This window comes from Solitalea agri (assembly GCF_023914155.1).
Classification (GTDB): Bacteria; Bacteroidota; Bacteroidia; order Sphingobacteriales; family Sphingobacteriaceae; genus Solitalea; species Solitalea agri.
On the sequence record NZ_JAMWYS010000006.1, the window covers coordinates 147,163 to 170,642 of the forward strand.

Annotated in this window: 18 protein-coding genes; 12 read left to right on the forward strand and 6 right to left on the reverse strand. The window is 36.7% G+C overall.

What is annotated here, in order from left to right; all coding sequences use genetic code 11:
- Nucleotides 1-29: 29 nt before the first annotated feature.
- The 6 genes from NF867_RS01955 to NF867_RS01980 all read left to right on the forward strand — a co-directional run bounded on the left by NF867_RS01955 (nucleotide 30) and on the right by NF867_RS01980 (nucleotide 7,130).
- Nucleotides 30-437 carry a hypothetical protein gene (locus tag NF867_RS01955; protein WP_252585861.1) on the forward strand — a complete coding sequence of 136 codons (408 nt, stop codon included), beginning with the start codon at nucleotides 30-32 and terminating at the stop codon, nucleotides 435-437.
- Nucleotides 438-517: 80 nt separating this feature from the next.
- Entirely contained in the window at nucleotides 518-1,642 is a 1,125-nt protein-coding gene (locus NF867_RS01960; protein ID WP_252585862.1) for an aminotransferase class I/II-fold pyridoxal phosphate-dependent enzyme, read from the forward strand.
- Between the two features lie 74 nt (nucleotides 1,643-1,716).
- Entirely contained in the window at nucleotides 1,717-2,838 is a 1,122-nt protein-coding gene (nagA, locus tag NF867_RS01965; protein WP_252585863.1) for an N-acetylglucosamine-6-phosphate deacetylase, read from the forward strand.
- Between the two features lie 63 nt (nucleotides 2,839-2,901).
- Nucleotides 2,902-3,519, forward strand: a complete 618-nt coding sequence (bioD, locus tag NF867_RS01970; RefSeq protein ID WP_252585864.1) for a dethiobiotin synthase — start codon at nucleotides 2,902-2,904, stop codon at nucleotides 3,517-3,519.
- A 26-nt stretch (nucleotides 3,520-3,545) separates the two neighbouring features.
- A complete protein-coding gene (locus NF867_RS01975) occupies nucleotides 3,546-4,832 on the forward strand; it encodes a M20/M25/M40 family metallo-hydrolase (protein WP_252585865.1) in 1,287 nt (428 codons plus the stop codon).
- Nucleotides 4,833-4,904: 72 nt separating this feature from the next.
- Nucleotides 4,905-7,130, forward strand: coding sequence for a S9 family peptidase (locus NF867_RS01980; RefSeq protein WP_252585866.1), 2,226 nt, complete (start codon nucleotides 4,905-4,907; stop codon nucleotides 7,128-7,130).
- A 61-nt stretch (nucleotides 7,131-7,191) separates the two neighbouring features.
- On the opposite strand, the gene NF867_RS01985 is transcribed toward NF867_RS01980, so the two are convergent.
- The 4 genes from NF867_RS01985 to NF867_RS02000 all read right to left on the reverse strand — a co-directional run bounded on the left by NF867_RS01985 (nucleotide 7,192) and on the right by NF867_RS02000 (nucleotide 14,284).
- Complete coding sequence (locus NF867_RS01985; protein WP_252585867.1) at nucleotides 7,192-7,848, reverse strand: outer membrane beta-barrel protein; 657 nt, start codon at nucleotides 7,846-7,848, stop codon at nucleotides 7,192-7,194.
- Nucleotides 7,849-7,994: 146 nt separating this feature from the next.
- Entirely contained in the window at nucleotides 7,995-10,133 is a 2,139-nt protein-coding gene (locus tag NF867_RS01990) for a S46 family peptidase (RefSeq protein ID WP_252585868.1), read from the reverse strand.
- Nucleotides 10,134-10,274: 141 nt separating this feature from the next.
- Entirely contained in the window at nucleotides 10,275-10,718 is a 444-nt protein-coding gene (locus NF867_RS01995) for a DoxX family protein (RefSeq protein WP_252585869.1), read from the reverse strand.
- Nucleotides 10,719-10,960: 242 nt separating this feature from the next.
- Nucleotides 10,961-14,284 carry a TonB-dependent receptor gene (locus NF867_RS02000; RefSeq protein ID WP_252585870.1) on the reverse strand — a complete coding sequence of 1,108 codons (3,324 nt, stop codon included), beginning with the start codon at nucleotides 14,282-14,284 and terminating at the stop codon, nucleotides 10,961-10,963.
- A 302-nt stretch (nucleotides 14,285-14,586) separates the two neighbouring features.
- Between NF867_RS02000 and lpdA the strand changes: the two genes are divergently transcribed.
- From lpdA to NF867_RS02025, 5 genes are all read left to right on the forward strand, one after another.
- On the forward strand, nucleotides 14,587-15,975 hold the full coding sequence (gene lpdA / locus NF867_RS02005; protein ID WP_252585871.1) for a dihydrolipoyl dehydrogenase: 1,389 nt from the start codon (nucleotides 14,587-14,589) through the stop codon (nucleotides 15,973-15,975).
- 121 nt (nucleotides 15,976-16,096) lie between these two features.
- Nucleotides 16,097-16,618, forward strand: a complete 522-nt coding sequence (locus NF867_RS02010; RefSeq protein WP_252585872.1) for a hypothetical protein — start codon at nucleotides 16,097-16,099, stop codon at nucleotides 16,616-16,618.
- Nucleotides 16,619-16,730: 112 nt separating this feature from the next.
- On the forward strand, nucleotides 16,731-17,570 hold the full coding sequence (locus NF867_RS02015; RefSeq protein WP_252585873.1) for an MBL fold metallo-hydrolase: 840 nt from the start codon (nucleotides 16,731-16,733) through the stop codon (nucleotides 17,568-17,570).
- 362 nt (nucleotides 17,571-17,932) lie between these two features.
- The gene (locus NF867_RS02020; RefSeq protein ID WP_103788442.1) at nucleotides 17,933-18,796 is read left to right on the forward strand and encodes a sigma-70 family RNA polymerase sigma factor; all 864 of its coding nucleotides are present in this window, start codon (nucleotides 17,933-17,935) and stop codon (nucleotides 18,794-18,796) included.
- A 93-nt stretch (nucleotides 18,797-18,889) separates the two neighbouring features.
- Complete coding sequence (locus NF867_RS02025) at nucleotides 18,890-20,335, forward strand: glyceraldehyde-3-phosphate dehydrogenase (RefSeq protein WP_252585874.1); 1,446 nt, start codon at nucleotides 18,890-18,892, stop codon at nucleotides 20,333-20,335.
- A 141-nt stretch (nucleotides 20,336-20,476) separates the two neighbouring features.
- Here NF867_RS02025 and NF867_RS02030 read toward each other — a convergent pair whose 3' ends face one another.
- Nucleotides 20,477-21,460: a potassium channel beta subunit family protein gene (locus NF867_RS02030; protein WP_252585875.1), complete on the reverse strand. Its 984-nt coding sequence runs from the start codon at nucleotides 21,458-21,460 to the stop codon at nucleotides 20,477-20,479.
- A 111-nt stretch (nucleotides 21,461-21,571) separates the two neighbouring features.
- On the opposite strand from NF867_RS02030, the gene NF867_RS02035 reads away from it, so the two are divergent.
- A complete protein-coding gene (locus NF867_RS02035) occupies nucleotides 21,572-22,765 on the forward strand; it encodes a multidrug effflux MFS transporter (protein ID WP_252585876.1) in 1,194 nt (397 codons plus the stop codon).
- Here NF867_RS02035 and NF867_RS02040 read toward each other — a convergent pair.
- Nucleotides 22,762-23,340, reverse strand: coding sequence for a hypothetical protein (locus NF867_RS02040; protein ID WP_252585877.1), 579 nt, complete (start codon nucleotides 23,338-23,340; stop codon nucleotides 22,762-22,764). The genes NF867_RS02035 and NF867_RS02040 overlap by 4 nt on opposite strands.
- Between the last annotated feature and the right edge of the window lie 140 nt (nucleotides 23,341-23,480).

The following is a 23,480-nucleotide window of genomic DNA, read 5'->3' on the forward strand; positions in this document are numbered from 1 at the left end:
TGGTTAATCAAAAGATAAAATTTATCACGATGAAAAAATTGATTCTCGCAGCCGTGGCCTTATTATTTACAGTTGCAGCTTATTCACAAGAAAGGACTCCTCGTAGTGCAGAAGAACGTGCGACCATGCAAACTCAAAAAATGACTAAAACTTTATCATTAAGCGAGGAACAACAAAAAAAGGTTCAAGAAATAAATTTAACATCAGCAAAAAAGGTTGACGAGTTAAGAGAAGCTAATGCCGGAGACAGAACGATAATGTTTCAAGGGTTGAAAAAAATTGATGAGGATAAAGATACTGCTCTAAAAGAGGTGCTTAATGAAAAGCAAATGGCCGATTACCAAACCATGAAGAAAGAGCGCATGGATAAAATGAAAATGCAAATGCGTGAACGAAAAGGCAACAAAAACGCTCCTAGTAAAAAAGATTCCATCTAAAAAGATTTATATTTTGTTTTAGTTGAAGGACATCCAGCTGGATGTCTTTTTTTTTATCTTGCAATGCCCAAAAATCTCCCATGTCATCGATTGAAAACTTTTTAAAGAATCAGGTTCTTAAACTAGAAGAAAACCATTCATTCAGAACACTTAAGACAACTGAAAATCTGATTGACTTTTCCTCGAACGATTATCTTGGGTTCTCCCGATCACTTGAATTAAAAAAACTAATCGAGTTCGAACTAGAAAAATACCCTAATTACGCTATTGGATCTACCGGTTCAAGGTTAATTTCGGGCAACACACAATATGCAATAGATCTGGAAAACGAACTGGCAAGTTTTCATAATACTGAATCGGCATTATTATTTAACTCCGGTTACGATGCCAATGTGGGTATTTTCTCTTGTATACCTCAAAAGGATGACACCATTATTTTAGATGAAAAAGCGCATGCATCTATCATTGACGGTTCACGATTAAGCTATGCTAAAAGATATAAGTTCAGGCATAATGACCCTAACAGTTTGGAACAAAAACTAAAAGTGTCTACCGGCAATATTTTCATTGGCATTGAGAGTGTTTATTCAATGGATGGAGACACTCCTGACCTTTCGGCAATAGTTAAACTAGCTGAGAAATACAATGCCAACATCATTATTGACGAGGCTCATGGAGCTGGAGTATTGGGGCCAGATGGTAAAGGGTTAGTATCTGCACTAGGCTTGGAGGATAAAATATTTGCACGTATTCACACCTTTGGAAAGGCTATTGGTGCCCATGGAGCAATAATTATGGGATCAAATGCTCTTCGCAATTTCCTGATCAATCATTCCAGAAGCTTCATTTATACTACGGCAGCAACCTTTCATTCAATTGTTTCAATTAAAGCTGCATACGATCATTTAAAAAACCATCCTCATTTACAAAAAGAGTTACAGGAAAAAATAGCGATTTTCAAATCAAGCTTGCTCAAAAAAGATAGCATAATTGAAAGCAACTCACCTATCCAATCAATTGTTATTCCTGGAAATACACGTATGATGGCGGCTTATGAAAACCTTAAAAACAAAGGATTTAGTGTAGGTGCTGTAAGAGCACCTTCGGTAGCTGTCGGAATGGAGCGAATCAGGGTTTGTTTGCACCTATTTAATTCAGAACCTGAAATTTACAAATTGGTAAATGAAATCAATCAATACTTATAAAATATAACTATTGGTAGTTGGTAATCAGGATTCTATTTACTCTATTTATCCCCAAGAAAACCAAACCACTGAGTATGTATGCGCTAAGAAATTCTACTATTTACACCGGAACCAGCATTGAGCACCGAAAGGCCATTTTAATTGACGAGAACAACATTATTGATATCATTAACGAAAAAGATCTTCCAACTGATATAAAGTGTTATAATTTAAATGGATTAAATCTTGCACCCGGTTTTATTGACCTACAAGTTTATGGAGGTGGAGATATTTTATTTTCAGTTAACCCAACGGTGGAAGCACTCCAAAAAATTAGTGAGAGCTTTCAAAAGGTTGGAACTACACGTTTCCTGATCACTATCCCTACCAGTTCTCCAGAAACAATTTCAGCTTGTATAAAAGCAACCAAAGAGTATTTAGATGGCGGAGGAGTAGGATTACTCGGACTTCACCTTGAAGGGCCATTTATAAACAGCGAAAAAAAGGGTGCTCACATTGAGCAGTATATTCAACCTATTTCGTTAGCTGATCTAAAAAAACTCGTGGAAGAAGCTGACGGTGTAGTAAAAATGATCACGCTGGCTCCAGAACAATGTAATGCTGAATGTATTGAATTTCTTCAGGAAAATAACATTGTTATTTCGGCAGGTCATAGTAATGCTACATACAAACAAGCAACAGAAGCATTTAATCTGGGTGTAAAAACCTGCACTCATTTATTTAATGCAATGTCGGGCTTTGCTCATCGCGAACCAGGATTGGTGGGTGCTATATATGATTCTGATCATGTACAGGCAAGTATAATTCCTGATGGCTTCCATGCTGATTTCGCTGCTGTAAGAATCAGTAAGAAAATCATGAATGATCGCTTATTTATCATTACAGATGCTGTAGTAGAGAACCTGGAAGGCGACTTTATTTATAAAAAAGACACCGGAAAATTTGTGGACGGCAAGGGCACATTGGCAGGATCAGCTTTAACGATGATACAGGGTATTAAAAATTGTATTGAGAAAGCTGATATTGACGTTGATGAAGCAATACGAATGGCAACTTTTTACCCTGCAAAAGTACTCGGCCTTGACCATCATCTGGGTAAAGTAGCTACGGGATTTGCCGCCGACTTTGTGATTTTTGACGACAACTACAATGTTCACAACATTGTTGCTGAAGGCAAGTTCATTGCTATTGACTAAAGAATCTTAATAAAAAAGTAAAATCATACCTTTGGTTTCCTTCAAAAACGAAGGAAACCAATTATGATTTATAGCACTAAACCATATTTTATTACCGGAATCGGAACAGGAATTGGCAAAACCCTGGTGTCGGCAATCTTGCTTGAAAAATACAGCTGGGATTATTGGAAACCCATTCAATCAGGTGATTTAGAATGTTCAGATACTATTACAGTTAAATCGCTTATAAGTACTTCCGGTCCGCAATTTCATCCCGAAAGCTACCGACTTACACAGCCTTTTTCTCCTCACAAATCAGCTAAGTTAGACGGTGTAACTATTGATCTATCTAAATTCAAACTTCCACAAACTCAAAATCAACTTTTAATTGAAGGTGCAGGAGGTTTAATGGTTCCTTTAAATGACCATTCATTAATCATCGATTTAATAAAAAAACTGGAAGCAGAAGTTATCGTAGTCTCTCAAAACTACCTTGGCAGTATTAATCATACCCTGATGTCATTGCAAATATTAAAAGAACGTGATATTTCAATAAAAGGGATAATCTTCAACGGTAAAACAGACGAAAGTTCCGAAGACTTTATTTTAAAGTATTCAGGAGTAAAATGCCTCGGAAGAATACCTGAATTTGACACGATCAATAAAGAAACAGTACATTTTGCTGGAAAGTATATTTTCTAAACAACTATAATCAATCAACTAAACGGATGAAGAAACTATTAATCACTTGCTCATTCTTTGTGGTGAGCTTTGCAGGTTTTACACAAACCAAAACCGATAAGCCTTTCGACACGAAAGAAGTAGAGCGTATTATTACCAAGCTTGCTTCGGACGACATGAGAGGCAGAGCTACATTTTCACCTGATATTGACAAAGCTTCAAGTTTTATAAGTGAAGAGTTCAAGAAAATTGGCCTCCAAAAATTCGGAAATAACACATCTTACTTACAGCCATTTAAAATGGTGCAACCCAAATTTATTAGTGTAAAATCTATTTGGAATAATCAGAATTTGGATGCGAAACAAGTAATGGTATTCACCAGCATACCAAAACTAAAAGCCAATGAAAAATCGGGATATCAAAAAGAATATATTAAAGCGAACGACAACTTTTTTGCGGTGGCATCGCAATTAGTACAGAGCAAAAAAAATTGCCTGGTTTTAGTTGATTCCGCTCACGCAAAGAAATTTGGAAAACTAACCTATCTAAAACACTATTTATTTAAGAGCGATAATAGTGTAGTGTTTGTCCTTACAAATGAAGAACCTAAAACATTTGAGATTGAGGCAATACATGAAATTAAAGAGCTTAATCTGGCAAATGTGGCAGGAGTACTACCTGGCAAGAAATTAAAAAATGAGTATGTGATTTTTTCAGGTCATTATGATCATTTAGGAATTGAGGAGCCAATGAACGGCGATTCTATTTATAATGGGGCCAATGATGATGCATCAGGCATTACCGCTGTGATTTCATTAGCTAAGTACTATAAAGCATTAAACAACAATGAGCGTTCGATCATTTTCGTTGCATTTACAGCAGAAGAAATTGGAGGATTTGGTTCGCAGTATTTCTCGAATCAATTAAATCCCACAAAAGTAGCCGCCATGTTTAATATCGAAATGATAGGAACCGAAAGCAAGTGGGGAACTAATTCAGCTTACATTACAGGGTATGAAAAAACAAACATGGGCGAAATCTTACAGAAAAACCTAAAAGGCTCAAACTTTACTTTTTATCCGGATCCGTATACAGAACAGCAACTATTTTACCGAAGCGACAATGCCACTTTAGCGCGCCAAGGTGTTCCGGCGCATACAATCTCAACATCAAAAATGGACAATGAAGCTAATTACCATAAGGCAAGTGACGAAGTTAAAACTCTTGACATGGTTAATATGAGCAATATTATCAAATCAATTGCTGTAAGTGCCACCTCAATTATTAACGGTAAAGACACCCCTAGCCGAGTTGACACCGCTCAATTGAGATAATAATGTTTTGAGGAAAATCGTTACAAATAAAAAACAACTTATAAGCTAAACCTTATTCATAAAGCCAAGAGAATGAATATTTTTGGCCCCGAAGTTAAAATTAACCTTTCAATGAAGTTTAAGTATAAAATTATTGCCGTTGCTTTCCTTTTAACCACTGGTACCTCGGCTATTTTTGCCCAGCAAAAAGAAATCACGTTACAAGATGCGATACTTGGTCGCCAATCAAAATTTGGCGAAGAACGTTTACGTGGCTTACAGTGGATAAAAACCACTAACAAATATTCTTATATTGATGGCAAGAACCTGATGATTGGCTCTGTAGCCGATACAAAGGCTAGTTCTGCATTATCACTGAATGAATTAGCTACTACTACTGGCGAATCATTAAAAGGCTGGCCACAATTAAATTGGATTGATGCTGACCAGTTTAAGTTTACTTCAAACGGTAAACTATTTTTAATTAATCTTAAATCGAAGTCAGCAAAAACATTAAATACATTCATCAAAGACGCTGAAAACCTTGATATTGAACCTTCCACAGGAAATGCTGCTTTTACCAAAGGTGATAATTTGTTCGTAACCATCAATGGAAAAGAAACGCAGGTTACTAACGAAACACAGTGGGGAATTAAAAACGGAAAAAGTACTCACCGTGAAGAGTTTGGTATTTCCAAAGGAACGTTTTGGTCGACCAAGGGAAATTTGTTAGCATTTTATCGTGAAGATGCAACAATGGTTACTGATTATCCTTTAGTAAACACAGATGAGCGTCCTGCTAAATTGGAAAACATCAAGTATCCAATGGCTGGCATGAAAAGTCATGAAGTAACAGTTGGTGTTTATAACCCATCCACAGGAAAAACTATTTTCTTACAAACAGGCGAACCGAAAGAGCAATATTTAACCAACATTCATTGGAGCATCGATGAAAAGTCAATTTATATTGCAGTACTTAATCGTGATCAGAATGAATTGAAATACAATCAGTACGATGCTGTGAGCGGTAGTTTTGTAAAAACACTATTTACTGAAACTCACCCTAAATATGTTCACCCTGAGCACGAAGCCATTAACCTGAAAACTTCATTCTTATGGCAAAGCGAAACCAAGGGTTTTAATCATTTTTATCAATATGACCTTACAGGGAAACTTATAAAGCATATTAATACAGGTAAAATCATTGTTCGTAAATACTTAGGTATTGACGCTAATGAGACCAAGATTTATTTCACAGGTAACCATGCCGACAGCATTGATATGCAAGTGTTTATGGTTGACATAACCAAAAAAACGAATAAACAAGGTGAGTTTACAGCGGTTCGTTTATCGAAAGAAAATGGTTTTCATGATCAGGCAAGCCTGTCAACTGATGGCAAGTATATCCTTGATCAGTTCAGCAGTCCAACTGTTCCTTTAAAAATCAATTTATTATCATCAGATGGAAAGATAGTTTCTACCCTATTGAACTCTAAAAATCCATTAAGCGAGTATAAGTTCGGCACAAATGAATTGATCAGATTAAAAGCTGAAGATGGAAGTTTACTTTACGGGCGTATGATCAAACCATTTGATTTCAATCCGAATAAAAAATACCCCGTCGTAGTTTATGTTTATAACGGGCCAAACGTTCAAATGGTAACCAACACATGGACGACCGGTGCTACTTATTGGATGTATTATTTGGCAAATAAAGGATATATTGTCTTTACTGTTGATGGTCGTGGCAGCAAAAATCGTGGTCAGGCTTTCGAACAGGCTACTTTCCGCCACTTAGGTCAGCAAGAAATGAAAGATCAATTAACCGGGGTAAGCTACCTTAAATCATTGCCTTATGTAAATGCCGATAAAATGGCCGTGCATGGCTGGAGTTATGGAGGCTTTATGACCACCAGTTTAATGACAAATTATCCGGATGTATTTAAAGTGGGTGTTGCAGGTGGACCTGTTATCGATTGGAGTTACTATGAAGTAATGTATACCGAACGCTATATGGATACTCCACAAACTAATTCAGAAGGCTTTGCTCAAACATCATTGCTTGATAAAACGAAAAATCTAAAAGGTAATTTATTGTTAATCCATGGTACAGTTGACCCAGTTGTGGTTTGGCAACATAGTCAAAACTTTATCAAAAAATGTGTTGAGAACGGTGTTCCTGTAGACTATTTTGTTTATCCAGGTCATGAACATAACGTTACTGGAAAAGACAGAGTTCACCTGTATAATAAAGTGATCGAATATATTGACGAGAAATTAAACAAGCCTGACACAGCTATTAAAGCTTCAAACAACTAAAAGTAAATGGCCCCGAATTCGGGGCCATTTACTTTTTAAAATAGAATATCTTGTAATAATTCTAAAACCGGTAGCCGATATAAAAATTCATTACTGAATTACGTGTAGAAAAACTTGGCAAAGTAATAGGTAAATCTTCTTCACCAACTTGATCAGGATTACTTACAATATTACTTAACCCTAAATAATACTTCATTCCCATCACAAAGCCATCTGCAATTGCTTTTGAAGTAAATTCCACTCCACCATTTAATCCATAATCAAACTTATTAAAATGATGAGTAATTGTCGACTGGTAATCTGTATTTCCGCAGCCACAATTAGCTTTTATAAGAAAACCAAATTGCATACCGGCAAAAAAGCTTGCCCATGGAACCGGGCGATAATTTGCTGACGGAGTTAGATATGCATAACTGGTTACCAGGTAGCCGTCTTTCGTACCGTTTTCGTTATATCCATAGCCTTGCCGTGAAAATATCAAATCTGATTGCACTCCAAAATTACCCCAGGCCTGCCATAAGGCAGAGGCACCCAAAGAGTAGCCAGAATAATTTTCGATAGTATAAGAAGGTTGACTATTGGTAATTCGGGAAAGATTATACCCACCAACAATCCCAATTCTAATAGGTTGTGCAGTTTGTCGCGCATAACGATAATTCTGAGCAAAAATCATCATGGGCAATACTACTAATAAGAGCGTAATTTTTAGAGTTTTCATAATGTAAGAGCGATAAATACTATAAATGCATATTTGTTAAGTTTAAAGAATGTTTTTTAAGGTGAGAAGATTGTATATAATTTAAAAAAAATAAATAAAAAAGCCCCAAAATTGGGGCCATTTTTTTGATCTTATAGAAAGATTTTTTATTTAACAATTTTCATTTCCTTTACAATATGAGGAGCACCTCCTAATTTATCAATGCACCACAAAACATAACGAATATCAGCACAAATTGTGCGCTTATATTTCTGGTCAAAAACAATATCACCCGACATTGCTTCCCAGTTACCATCAAATGCTAAACCAATAAGTTCACCGTTACCATTAATAACCGGACTGCCTGAGTTACCACCGGTAATGTCGTTGTTACTAATGAAACCTACTATTAACTGTCCTTTTTCGTTAGCATATTGTCCAAAATCCTTTTTGTTATATAATTCGATATAATTTGCAGGCAAATCAAACTCCGAATCCTTAGGAACATATTTTTCCATTACCCCATCAATTGTAGTCACATAATCATACTTAACTGCATCTTTAGGAGCATATGCTTTTACGTTACCGTATGTTAAACGCATGGTAGAATTGGCATCCGGGTACATTAATTTCCCTGGATTCATTTCCATAATGCCTTTTACATATTTCTGACCCAATGCTGCATTAGTAGCGTTAAACGCGTCTACATTTTTCATGAACTTAGCACGGTAATTAGAAATAAATGCCGATACATATTGGTATGCAGGGTCATTTTGCAACTTAGCTAAATCAGGAGTAGCAAGAAATGCTTCTGTTTTATCTTTTGAAGCAAACATGGTATTTGCATACAAATCATCGCTGTATTTTTTAAAGGAAGCCTCAGGATCAGCTGAACCATATTTAGCTAAAATCTCTCCGACTAATGCAGGATGCTGATCTTTAGGAATATCGTTGTAAAATGCTAATAATGTCCCGGCTAAAATCTTTTTATCTGAAGGAATATTGAATGATTTAAAATAATCCTCAGTTGCATCTTTCATTGATGCTGTCACATCGGTTTTACCAGCCTTTAATCCAGCCTCTACCGCCATAAACGAACGTGCATAGCTAATTGCAGTAGGGCCAAAAATACCTTGAGCCAAATAAACTGGATATAAAGCATATGGTGTATACTCTTGATAAGCTTTGCCGTAATCAGTTAAAATTGATGAATAGTCAGCTTTTCCTTCAGCCCACGATTGAAACTTAGCTTCTTCTGATTTTTTAAAGTCATAAACTTTTAAATGCTTCAACTGCTCGGTTTGACCAATATAATACTTCCAGTAGTTGGCAATGTTTGCATAATCAGAAGAAAGTAAAAGGCGTACACTATCGCTCTTTTCCATTTGTTCTTTCCATGATTTTAAGCGGATATCACGCAACTTAACGATAGCTGGATTAACTTTCTCGATAGCTAATTTAATACCGTATGAATTTTCGTAACGGTTGGTACGGCCTGGGTAGCCAAATACCATACTAAAATCGCCTTCTTTAACACCTTTTAATGAAACTGCTAATGAACGTTTTGGAGTAAATGGAACGTTGTCTTTAGAATAGGTAGCTGGTTTATTATCCTTACTGGCGTAAATACGGAACATTGAAAAGTCACCAGTATGACGAGGCCATACCCAGTTATCAGTATCGCCACCAAATTTACCAACTGATTGAGGAGGAGTTCCTACCAAACGGATATCTGTGTATTTTTCAGTTACAAAAACAAAATATTGGTTGCCTTTAAACATATCACGCACAAATGCCTCATAACCAGTTCCTGCAGTAGCTTTTGCTACAATTTCTTTGCTCACTTCGGCATATTTAGCTGCTTTCTCTGCACCTTCCAAGCCTTTAGTAGCGGCATTCACCTGAGCGGTAACATCTTCCATTCTAACTAAAAACGAAACGAAAAGGCCTTCGGCTGGTTTTTCCTCGGAATGATTTTTAGCCCAAAAACCATTGTCAAGAATATTATCCTGAGGAGTGCTTTTTGATGCGATAACATCATAACCACAATGGTGGTTGGTTAATATCAAGCCTTTATCAGAAACAATTTCACCGGTACAAAATCCACCAAACCAAACAATAGCGTCTTTTAAACTGCCTTTGTTAATGTCATAAATATCCTGAGCGGTTAGTTTGAACCCTTGGCGTTTCATCTGATCATAATTTTTATTGATCAGCATAGGTAGCCACATACCTTCATCAGCTTTTACAATATTAGTAAAGCCAATAACAGCGAATACAATTAATAGGATTTTTTTAAACTTCATAAAGATTAATTTCAAAGTTGAAAAATAGTAGTTTTCCTACTTTTCACGAGTGTTATTACTTAATTGTTACATAAGAATTAAAACAAATAAGGCTGTAACTTATATATAAGCTACAGCCTTATTTAAATACTATGAGTTCAACTATACTTCGCGATGCTTAATATGAGTTTTCATATACTCATCAACCGACCAATTACCTGATCCAGAAATAAAGAAAAATACCAGTAATAATAAAACAATTATTGATAGCCACAATTCAGAATTTATGGCATCAAAACCAGGAGCCATGTTTATAAAGAAAACAGCTCCAATAAGGATCGGTATTTGAACAATTGCTGAAAATCGAGTTAAAAGTCCTATTGCCAATAAAGGGCCGAACACCAAGTGTGCAAAGGCGATATAATGAACAGCAAATACAGGAACATAGTTAAAGCGAGTGCTAATCAAATCCTGCAACGGTTTCATATCACTTAAAAACGTGATTCCTTTAATGAAAATAAAAAGCCCTAAAATAAATCTGATTACATCAAGAAAATGGCTGTGATGGGTATCACCCCAATGCTCTGTTTTTTGAACTAAATTCATGGTTTACCTCCGTTTATAATTAAAATTTAAGCATTTATATCTAAAGTTCAAATAGTTGATAACTCACATTTGCCATAAAATTACTTCAGGCAGAGGATCTTCTATATCAGTAATCAAGTCATATACAAGATGAGTGGTCACTTGAACATTAACTGAAAACTATTAGGTTATCGGAGCGACAATAAACAAGAAAAGCCTTCGGACTTCCGAAGGCTTTTCTTGTTTCAAAATATAATTCGAAACTAGTTGAATTTATATTTAAGACCAAACTGAATTCTCCATCTAGAACCTTCAGTTGTTGATTGTTGGAATGTTGAGGTTAAAGGAGTGCCAGATTTTGCATCTAAATAAGGAAACGAAAATGACGCAACTCCATTTGTCACCGATTTAACAGTTAAGAAATTGGCTCTCGTTGCAAACTGAGTAACACCCCATTGAGGATTAATTAAGTTACCAAAATTGAACATATCAAAAGTAAATTGTAAGCTATTACGCTTATTTCCAATATTGGCAATTAGATCTTGAGCAATACGCAAATCCAAATTACTTACAATTGGAGTAATTAAAGCATTACGCTTAGCATATTCACCTCTATGATTAACCAAATAGTTGTCTTGTTTTATATAGTTATCAAGCTGACTCCAAATTTGGTCAGGGGTACGAGTATCCGCAGCATCATTAGGAATCAGAACAATATCAGCTTTATCACGTGGAATAAAGATCAAATCATTTGAGGTTAAACCATCATTGTTTAAATCACCATTGTAAACATACGAAGTACGATCTCCATCCATTAAGCTAAAGAACATTGAAATAGTAGTAGCAAAATGTTTGATGTACTCTTTACGGTAAACCATCGATGCGATAAATCTATTTTTAACTAAATAGTTAGAATAAGAAAGCACATCTGCATTAGGATCTCCCGAAACCTGACGATCTCTCCACATAGATTGAGCAATAGAACCTCCATCGTTCACTGATCTTGAATCAGAACGTGTATAAGCCATCATAGCAGAGAAACCATTAGCGAAGCTTTTCTGTAATTGCCCCGTAATAGTCCAGCTATACCCTTTTGAGGTGTTATCCATTAAGATCGCATCAGAAATATTTGGATTTTGAGGTGTATTAACACCTGGTGAAGCAACCGCGCCATAAATTCGTGAAGCAGTATAACGGATACGTTTATCTCCGCCATCAGGCGCTACTAAAGCTGTACCAACTGCGGTATTTAAGTTTATGTTTTGCATGTAAACTGCAGAAAGATCACTTGCATAAGTACCTTCTAAAGTAGCTACAATACCATAAGGCAATTTTTGGTCAACTGCCAGGTTACTTCTCCATAACTGAGGGAAACGGAAATCATTAGCTGTTACAGCTAAGTTGTATGCTGTATTATTTGCAGCTGTTTGACCACTAGGATTACGGTAAGCATTAACATCATCTGTAAACGGACGATTCGTTGGGTTAGTGGTGCTTTGAGAACCGAATTGAGCTCCGTTGTTGCTAGCCTGATTAGACAACCATACAATTGGAGGACGGCCTGTAAAGATACCAGTACCTCCACGTAGCTGAGTTTCACCATTACCATTTAGGTCCCAGTTAAATCCTAAACGAGGCGACCATAAAACACGAGCTTTAGGGAATTGACTTACGTCTATTTTTTGGCCGTCAGCAAAAGTTAATGCAGATACGTTAGCATTCGATTGTCCATCAACCACATTAATAATTGGAAGGTCTGCACGTAAACCCATCGTTACCTTTAAATTTTCAGTAGCCGAGAATTCATCCTGCGCATACAAACCATACATTTGAGTTTTTAAAACAGCAAACGGGAAAGATCCATTTGGTAATACAGAGTATTGTATTTGATATTTTGAAGCATTGGAAACTGCATTATTGGCACTGTTATAAAAATCAGCCAACGTATTAAACTGGTAGCTGCCATAAAAGTTAGGCGCGAAACCATTTAAAGTTTTATAAGCTTCAAAATTGAAACCAGTAGTTACAACGTGTTTACCTAAATACATATTAAAGTTGTCAGTAAACTGAAATACGTCGGTATTAAGCTTATTATTGGCTGTAAACGGCTCGTAACCAAATGAAGTATATGTTTGACCTGAACCATTACCAATATCAACCAAAGGGAATTCTTTATTTCCTAAACTAGTACGGAAATCACGCATACGGTTATAACCAACCGTTAATTCGTTTGAGTATTTATTACTAATAGCGGTACGAACCTCTGCATTGAGGTTATCCATATTATTATTGATACCGTAATAAGCTGAACGGAAAGGTAAACCATTAAGGCTAGGAGCTCTGGTACCAGTAGTTCCACCAATTGCACCCGAGTTACTTGGGGCAATATCCTTGTATGAACGAAAATAGAAGTACTTCAAACTAACCGTGGTATTGCTTGTAGCATTCCAATCAAATTTGAATGAAAATTTATCACTTTTCTGATCTAATGGAAAATTACCATAAGCACCGGCATCATAACCATATTTAGTCTTTAAGAAATTACTTAGAGCATCTAAATCAGCTGCCTGCGCTTGAGAAACAGAACCAGTTGCTCCAGGAGCACCCGCCACCCATGAAGATGAAGGGTCATTTCTACGCTCTAATTCTCCACTCGCAAAGAAAAATAGTTTATTCTTCAAGATCGGGCCTCCAAATGTAAACCCATAGCCTTTTAATGAGAAATCAGCTAAAGGAGATTCTGATCCGTTGTAGATTTTATCACCAATCAAAGACTCATTACGGAAATAAGTATTTAATGAACCCGAGAACTCATTTGTACCACTCTTGGTTACAGCATTAATTGCAGCACCGGTAAAGCCACTTTGTTTCACATCATAGGGAGCAACACTTACTGTAATCTCTTCAAAAGCATCTAGGTTGATTGGTTGAGAGCTGGTTTGGCTTCCAATGGTACCCTGTAATCCAAATGCATTGTTGAAAATAGCCCCGTCAACAGTAAAGTTATTGTACAAATTACTTCTTCCGGCAAAACTGGTACCGCTACCTGCTGAAACAGAGCTCCCTCCGGCTAAAGGTGAAAGCTTAGTAAAGTCACTAAAACTTCTACCTAAGGTAGGCATGTTTTGCAATTGATCTTTTGAAATAGTTTGTTTAGCTCCGGTACGAGATGAGTTAAATACCTTATCTTGAGTTCCGTTTACTACTACTTCAGCCAATTCAACATTTGATTCTGCAATTTTAAAATCAGCTTTAAAGTTTTGACCTAAAGAGAGGATAATGTTCTCTTGTTTTTCTTCTTTGTAGCCCACCAATATTGTGGTAATTACATACGGACCTCCTACACGAACGTTAGGAAGATTGTAGCGACCATCGCCACGTGTGCTTGTTTGGTACTTAGTTCCTGTTGGTGTATGTATTGCAGTAATAGTTACACCTGGCATTGGCCCTTGTTTGTCAGTAACAATACCACTTATTGTAGCGGTAGTCACCTGAGCTAATACAGTTGAACTAAATGCACACAGCAATATTAGCACCGTCAGAAATACATTAAAGAAATTTGAAATTTTACGTAGAGGATAACTCATAAAGATTTTTTAAGTGAATAACATTTCTTTTCTCGGGTGCAAAAATATAATGCATGGATAACATATTCATAATGAGATGTGTTAATTTTTTGTGAATTTAACATAGGGTTTTCCACAAATGTTTATAATGCTTGCATAATACTCTCTATTTGCATTGGTTAGCTAAATGTTGAATGATTTGTTACATTTGCACTGCTAAAAACCGCAAGGGAACTTTTTTATTATTTCTCCTGTAGTTTACCTATCATAAAGGGTGATTAGCTTTTTAAACAAACACATTCATAAAATATTCTGTACGAACTATGAATTACGATGTAATTGTAATCGGTAGCGGACCGGGCGGTTATGTAACTGCCATCAGGGCTTCGCAATTAGGACTAAAAACTGCTGTTGTTGAAGCCGAAAACCTTGGCGGTATTTGTTTGAACTGGGGTTGTATTCCAACGAAAGCTTTATTAAAAAGCGCACAAGTATTTGAATACATTCAGCACGCAGCTGATTACGGAGTAAAAGTGAATGGTCATGAAGCTGATTTTTCTGCTATTATTAAACGTAGCCGTGGTGTAGCTGATGGTATGAGCAAAGGCATCCAGTTCTTAATGAAAAAGAACAAAATTGATGTTATTACCGGCTGGGGTAAAATTAAAAAAGGCAATAAAGTTGAAGTAAAATCAGCTGATGGTAAAATTGCTGAATATAGTGCCAAAAACATCATTTTAGCTACAGGAGCCCGCTCACGTGAGTTGCCTAACCTGCCACAAGATGGTAAGAAAATAATTGGATACCGTCAGGCCATGAACCTTGAAAAACAGCCTAAATCAATGGTTGTTGTAGGTTCAGGAGCTATTGGTGTTGAATTCGCTTACTTCTATAATTCATTAGGTACAAAAGTTACAATCGTTGAGTTTTTACCAAACATCGTTCCGGTAGAAGATGAAGATGTATCTAAAAACCTGGAACGAAGTTTCAAAAAGTCTGGTATCAGCATTATGACCAATGCCTCTGTTGAGTCAGTTGATAAATCGGGTGACATCTGCAAAGTAAATGTAAAAACAGCTACCGGAATGCAGGTTTTAGAAGCTGAAGTTGTACTTTCTGCAGTTGGTATCACTCCTAATATTGAAAATATCGGATTAGAAGAAGTTGGCGTTAAAACTGACAAAGGTCGTGTGGTAATCGATGAATTCTATCGTACCAACATTCCTGGAATTTATGCAATTGGAGATATTGTACCAGGTCAAGCTCTTGCTCACGTTGCGTCAGCCGAAGGTATTATTTGCGTTGAAAAAATTGCCGGCCACCATCCAGAGCCATTAAATTATAACAACATTCCTGGCTGTACTTATTGTACTCCTGAAATCGCATCAGTAGGCTTTACTGAAAAAGCTGCTAAAGAAGCGGGATATGAAATTAAAGTAGGCAAATTCCCATTCTCAGCATCGGGTAAAGCAAGCGCTGCCGGAGCAAAAGATGGCTTTGTGAAAGTTATCTTTGATGCCAAATACGGTGAATTCTTGGGCTGCCACATGATTGGAACCAATGTAACGGAAATGATTGCAGAAGCGGTTGTAGCTCGTAAACTTGAAACTACCGGACAAGAGATCCTTAAAGCTGTTCACCCTCACCCTACCATGAGTGAAGCCATTATGGAGGCAGCTGCAGATGCTTATGGTGAAGTAATTCACCTATAAGATAAAAACTAAAACTCTGAGTTTTAATTACTTCTTATTTTTTATAAAAAGGAGATGTTTAATTTGATAAATTATCCATCTCCTTTTTATATTTTGGACGCAAAATTTAGATCAAACTGTAATGCAAACAACAACGAAGTCATCTCTGTTTCTAACGTTCGTTCTCTTCTTATTCTCTGGTAACATTAATGCAAAAACAGGATTAAACAATGTAGAACATCGTATTTCTACAGTTAAAACTGTGACAAACATTGAGAATTTTGCCGGCAAATGGGTGCTTAATCAAATTCTTGACAAGGACAAAAAACCAACAACAGCCCTTCCGTTAAACAAAGTTGAATTAGAATTGATGTTGAGCGGTAAATGTAAAATCTCTTATGGTACCAATCAGGGAAGTACTGATTTTGCAGATATTGCATGGTCTACCAAAGATGTTTTCGGTGTTGAAAATGCCTGGATCAATAAAGATATTTTGGGAGATGCCAAACTATCGGGTTTCACTGCTCCGTTTCCTTTTTCACAATTCACTGGTCCAGTGTTAACTCCAGCTTCTGTAAATGGCGCTTCAGTTTTTGATCACTTAGAATGGATTGTAGTATTTAAAGGTGAACAATACACCGTTCAATTAAAGAAAGCAGCTTAATAACTATCTATTCTATATAGTTAAATAAACGCTCTGAGCAACTCAGGGCGTTTATTGTTTCTAACCTAATCAAAACTGAATCACTTTTCTTTTCAATGACTAACTTAGCCTTATGAAGTTACATACAATAGATACTGGTTATTTTAAGCTTGATGGAGGCGCAATGTTTGGCGTTGTGCCAAAAACAATCTGGCAACGAAGCAATCCTGCTGATGAAAACAATCTTTGTACCTGGGCAATGCGTTTGCTTTTAATCGAAAATGACAATCAACTAATTTTAGTCGATACAGGCATCGGAAATAAACAAGATGAAAAGTTTTTCAGTCATTATTACCTTCACGGAGCCGAAACACTTAATACCTCATTGCAAAAATTAGGTTTTAATAAAGATGATATCACTGATGTTTTTTTAACGCACCTTCATTTCGACCATTGTGGTGGTGCAATTGAACGAAGCGGAGAGAAGATGATTCCCGCTTTTAAGAATGCAACATTTTGGAGTAACCAAGATCACTGGAATTGGGCCGTACAACCTAACGATCGTGAAAAAGCATCTTTTTTGAAAGAAAATATCCTTCCAATCCAAGAAAGTGGACAATTAAAATTTATCAACCATAGTGAAGGTGTAAACTTCACGCAAGACTTTAAGGTGCGCTTTGTTTCAGGACACACCGATGCTATGATGCTCCCTCAAATCAACTACAAAGGAAAAACAGTGGTTTATTGTGCCGACCTGCTTCCCTCAATAGGCCATTTACCCATACCTTATGTTATGGCTTATGACACACGTCCATTGGAATCATTAAAGGAGAAAAAAGCTTTTTTAGAAGAGGCTGTTAAAAACGATTACATTCTGTTTTTTGAACACGACCCGATCAATGAATGCTGTACACTTCAACAAACTGAAAAAGGAATCCGGGTAAAAGATGTTTTTAAACTGAAAGATCTTTAAATCGAAAAATCTGCTTGTGTATAAGTATAAACTGCTTCATATACAAGCAGCTCTTTTATTGACAAAAAAGTATCAGTTTTGCAAACAAAGTATCACTATTGCTGCTCCATAGGCAAATTAAATACTGTGTTCAACCATCTTTTTTACAATAAATTTGTTTTTAAAAATTCCATTTAGTTATATTGCATATAATTATTAATCGCTCTCAAACAATATACTCCTATTTGCTTTGCTTGCTATAACTACCGTGTTATCTTTTTTTTAAATTTTTTAAAACATTTTTTACGCTTAGTCGTATAAGATGTATACTGTTTTGCGATTCCACGCCTAAATCAGCATTATTTTTCACTTAACGACACATAATGAGACAACTAAAGATCACTCAATCTATCACTAATCGTGAAAGTCAATCTTTAGACAAGTATTTACATGAGATCGGGAAAGTTGATCTGATTACCGCCGAAGAGGAGGTAATACTTGCCCAAAAAATTCGCGAAGGCGATCAAGTAGCCTTAGAGAGGCTTACAAAAACTAATTTACGTTTCGTGGTATCTGTTGCCAAGCAATACCAAAATCAGGGACTAACTCTTGGCGATTTAATCAATGAAGGTAACTTAGGCCTTATCAAAGCTGCAAAGCGTTTTGATGAAACTAAGGGTTTCAAATTTATTTCATACGCCGTTTGGTGGATCCGTCAGTCAATTCTGCAGGCTATTGCAGAGCAATCTCGTATCGTCCGTTTGCCATTAAACCAGGTTGGTTCGCTTAGCAAAATCAGCAAAGCATATTCAAAATTGGAACAGGAATACGAGCGTGAGCCTTCACCTGAAGAACTTGCTGACATTTTAGAAACAACCGTTGATAAGATTTCTGACACGTTGAGTAACTCTGGCCGCCATGTTTCAATGGATGCCCCATTTGTTCAAGGTGAAGAAAACACTTTATTAGACGTTTTGGAGAACACTGATACTGCTGCTACAGACAGTATGCTGATCAGTGAATCACTTTCTGAAGAAATTAAACGTGCATTATCAACTCTTACCGAACGCGAAAGAGAAATTATTGTACTTTTCTTTGGTTTAGGATCAAACCATCCACTTTCGTTAGAAGAGATTGGTGAGAAATTTAATTTGACCCGTGAGCGTGTACGCCAAATTAAAGATAAAGCGTTACAACGTTTACGTCATACATCAAGAAGTAAGATCCTTAAATCATACTTAGGATAAAGATTTTTTGACACTTATATTGAAAAGTCCTGATTGAACATCAGGACTTTTCTTATTTTTGGCGCACCAATCAATTCATTATTTCCTTGCATTATGAAGCATAAGTATGAGTCGGAGCTCAGCTCCTGGATTCAAAAAGAAAAGAAAGCTTTAGAGCTTATTAACATCGTAGGAAAATTATGGTACGACAAATCCATCGAACTGGTTATTTTCCGCAAACCCATTATCGACATTGGCTCAAGTGAAATTCTTAAAAATCACTTATATGCCAGAGATATCAGCCAAAAAGAAATTACCATTGAAGAAACCTTAGGCTTGGCCAAAGAAATCGAAAAGATTGAAATGGCTCCTTCCCGCATCGATTTAGGTCGACTGGCTGAAGAATGGCTTGAAGAAAAACAATGGTTTGATACAATGGGAGGCTTCATAAAAGCAAAGCTTGCAGCTCACATTGGCAAAAACAAAATTGACTTAAAGCCAAAGGATGTTGTACTTTATGGTTTTGGCCGTATTGGACGCATTGCTGCTCGTGAGCTTATTGTACAGGCCGGAAAAGGTGAACAACTTCGCTTAAGAGCAATTGTTACCCGCAGCAACAGCGATGAAGACATTATCAAACGTGCAGAATTATTGCGTACCGATTCAGTTCACGGTCCTTTCTATGGAACAATTGTAGAAGATCTGGCCAACAAAGCCTTAATCATCAACGGTCAAACGGTGAATATGATTGCTGCTAAAGATCCTTCAGAAATTGATTACACCAAGTATGATATTCACAATGCTTTGATCATTGACAATACTGGCATTTCACGCGACCGCGAAGGCTTAGGAAAACATTTAAAAGCAAAAGGAGCTGAAAAAGTATTACTTACAGCTCCTGGTAAAGGTGATTTGCCTAATATTGTTTTTGGTGTAAATCAACTTGAGTTTAATGGAACTGAAACTATTTTTTCAGCAGCTTCATGTACCACTAACGCTATTGTTCCGGTATTAAAAATCGTAAGCGAGAAATTTGGTATCGAAAAAGGACATATAGAAACAGTACACTCTTATACCAACGATCAGAATTTACTGGATAATTATCACAAAAAATCTCGTCGTGGTCGTTCAGCGGCTTTAAACCTCGTTATTACTGAAACTGGTGCAGATAAAGCTGTGTCTAAAGTATTACCTCAACTTGCAGGAAGATTAACAGGCAATGCTGTACGAGTACCTACTCCTAACGTTTCTTTGGCAATCTTAAACTTAACATTAAATAAGAAAATCTCTAAAGATGATATCAACCACGCCTTGAAACATGAGTCATTCCATGGTGAGTTGGTCGAGCAAGTAGAATTCTCTATTTCTAATGAATCGGTTTCAAGTGATATGATCGGCAATTCGCACGCGTCTATTGTCGACGGCCCAGCAACTATTGTATCGAAAGATGGTAAATCAGTTGTATTGTATGTTTGGTATGATAACGAATATGGTTATACACGCCAGGTAATTCGTTTAGCTAAACACATTGCCGGTGTTATCCGTTTGAGATACTATTAGAAGATGATTACACCGATTTAAAGGTGATTACATAGATTACAGGTAAAGCCTTTCGAAATAATCGAAAGGCTTTGCTGTTTTAGGATTATACAGACACCTCTACATCGGTGTAATCATTATTAATCAGTGGAATCCCCAAAATTAATATTCAGGCTGTACAGGTTTATTTCTTAATATATTCTCAATACTTCCCATTACTTTTTCGGTAAGCTTGGGCAATACCTCAATTGCCCCCAGATTTTGCTTTAGCTGATCAACTTTTGAAGCTCCCAAAATAACTGTGCTTACATTCGGATTCTTTAAACACCAGGCTAATCCCAATTGAGCCATTGGAATCTCCAGTTTATCAGCAACCTGGCCAAGTCTTTTTACTTTTTCAATCCGATCTTTAACAAGGGTTCGGTTTTTCAACCAGTCCATGCCCTCGATATGTAAACGGGTATCTTTAGGATCAGCGTTATTGTATTTACCCGACAACAGACCTGAAGCTAAAGGTGACCAAATAGTGGTTCCCAAACCAAAATCCCGGAATAATAAAGAATACTCTTTTTCAAGTTTTTCGCGCTCGAACATATTATACTGCGGTTGTTCCATCAATGGACCGATTAATCCGTTTTTAGCGGCATAATAATGCGCTAAAGCGATCTCTACCCCACTCCATTCCGAAGTTCCCCAATACAAGATCTTACCCTGTTGAATCAAGGTATTCATTGCTTGAACAGTTTCTTCAATAGGCGTATTTTTATCAGGCCGGTGACAGAAAAACAAATCAAGGTAATCAACTTGCAAACGTTTTAATGCAGCATCGCAAGCCTCAAAAATATGCTTGCGTGACAAGCCCCTTTGATTAGGCAGATCTTTTTCCCATCCGAAGAAAACCTTACTCGAAACAGTATATGAGCTTCGAACCCAATCTTTTGATTTTAATATTTTGCCCAACACTTCTTCGGCTTTTCCTCTGGCATAAATTTCAGCTCCGTCGAAAAAATTCACCCCATGCTCATAGGCTGTACTCAAAAGAGTGTCTGCAGTTTTGTCGTCTATTTGTTTTCCAAAAGTTAGCCAGGTACCAAATGACAAGGCACTTATTTGTAATCCTGACTTCCCTAATCTTCTGTATTCCATATATTTAATTTAAGTAGTATTGATAACTAAATTTATTCAAATTTCTATCACTCTCTCCTATTATCATTCCTATTTTTGCCACTCTCCAATTAAACATCACATCAATAGCAAATGCAGAATAAACGCAAAGAATATATAGTTGTTTTAACACTTGGCTTATTAACGGCTCTCGGCCCATTTTCTATCGACATGTATTTGCCTGCATTTCCTGCACTTGCCTCATCACTAAATAGTTCCATTGACCATATTCAGTTATCCCTAACTAGTTTTTTTATTGGTATTTCCATCGGGCAATTAATTTATGGGCCGCTAACCGATCGCTTTGGAAGAAAAAAACCATTAATAATTGGATTAACGATTTACTTGCTCGCTTCATTATGCAGTTTATGGGTTCATAATGCCGAACAACTTATTGCTTTAAGATTTATGCAGGCCTTAGGTGCTTGTGCCGGAATGGTTGTTTCACGAGCGATGGTTCGTGATATTTTCCCCTTAACTGAATCGGCAAGAGTATTTTCAAGCCTAATGTTAGTAATGGGAATTGCGCCTGTTATTGCTCCTACTGTTGGAGGATTTATGCTAAAATGGAGTAACTGGCAGGCTATCTTTCTAACATTAGCGCTCATCTCATTTTTAATGCTATTGATGACGATTTTTGCTTTACCTGAAAGTAAAACTCCTGATAAAACTATTCAATTAAAACCGGGGGCAATTTTTAAAGAATATTGGCTGGTATTGCAAAACAGCATTTTCCTGAAATATTGCTTACTCGGAAGTTTAGTTTCGGCTGGTTTATTTTCATACATAGCCGGCTCTCCTTTTTTGGCAATGAAGATCTATCATATTTCTGCTGAAAACTACGGATTGCTATTTGGCCTAAATGCCATTGGGATAATTGGAGGTAGTCAGGTAAACCGTTTCTTATTAAAACGATTTGAAAGTGTGGAAATCATTAAAGTAATGACGACAGTTATGCTTGTTTGTGGATTATTGCTTCCTATTGCCGCCTATTTGAATGCCCCAATGGTAGTTGTACTAACCATTCTATTTTGTTATATCTCTTGTTACGGTTTCATCAACCCGAATGCTTCGGCTATTGCACTTTCTCCATTTATCAAAAATGCTGGATTTGCCTCCGCCCTGTTAGGCTCAACTCAGATGTTATTCGGAGTTCTGGCCTCTGCAAGCATTAGCTTTTTTCATAACGGAACCGAAATGCCAATGATGATAATAGTTTGTATTTGTGGTTTAGCTGTATTTACAATCAGCCGAAAAACTGCAAAGGAACAAATTGAAATCGCTTAATACTGATATCTCTCCAGAATAACCGATTTTATAACAGCGTCTCTCAGATCAAAGTCAACATGTTCTTCATGGTCTTTGTATTGTTCAAAAGGTTCAAACTTGTGATCATGTTTGCTATGGGCAGCTTTGGCGCGCAATACCTCTTGTGGTTGCTGTTCAATATTTGAGTAATCGGTCGTCTTTATCCTTGCTGGCTTAACTTCGTTGGTTTCCACCTTAACAACCGGTTTTTCATATTTAGGCTCTCTGTAATCTCTTTTATACTGAGATTCGGCAGGCTGATCTGTTTTAGTAGATGGAATCTCCATAAACTCTTCCATGATTACTTCAAACGGAGACTTTTTTACTGGTGGAGGGCCAACTGTTTGATAAGGAGTAGCACTTTTAGCAGTTCTTGGTAGTCCGGCAGGTGCTGACCATGTTGGTTTAGTAGGCTCATTTTGTTGAGTTCTCGTCGATTCTCGCTTTGGAGCTGGAGATTGGGATTTTTTATTCTTATTTGCCTGGTTGATTCCTCTCAGAATTGCAATAATGGCGAATATGATAAACGGAATAAACTCTTTTAATTTCTCCATGAATGATGTGTATAAAAAAATTGTGCTAAAAATGATTTAGTAAATATATTTAAACCCTTTGAGCACACAAAAACATTCTGCTAAATTCGCAGTCCTTTAAAACAGGTATGAAGCATGGCAGTAATCAGGATACTGTTATT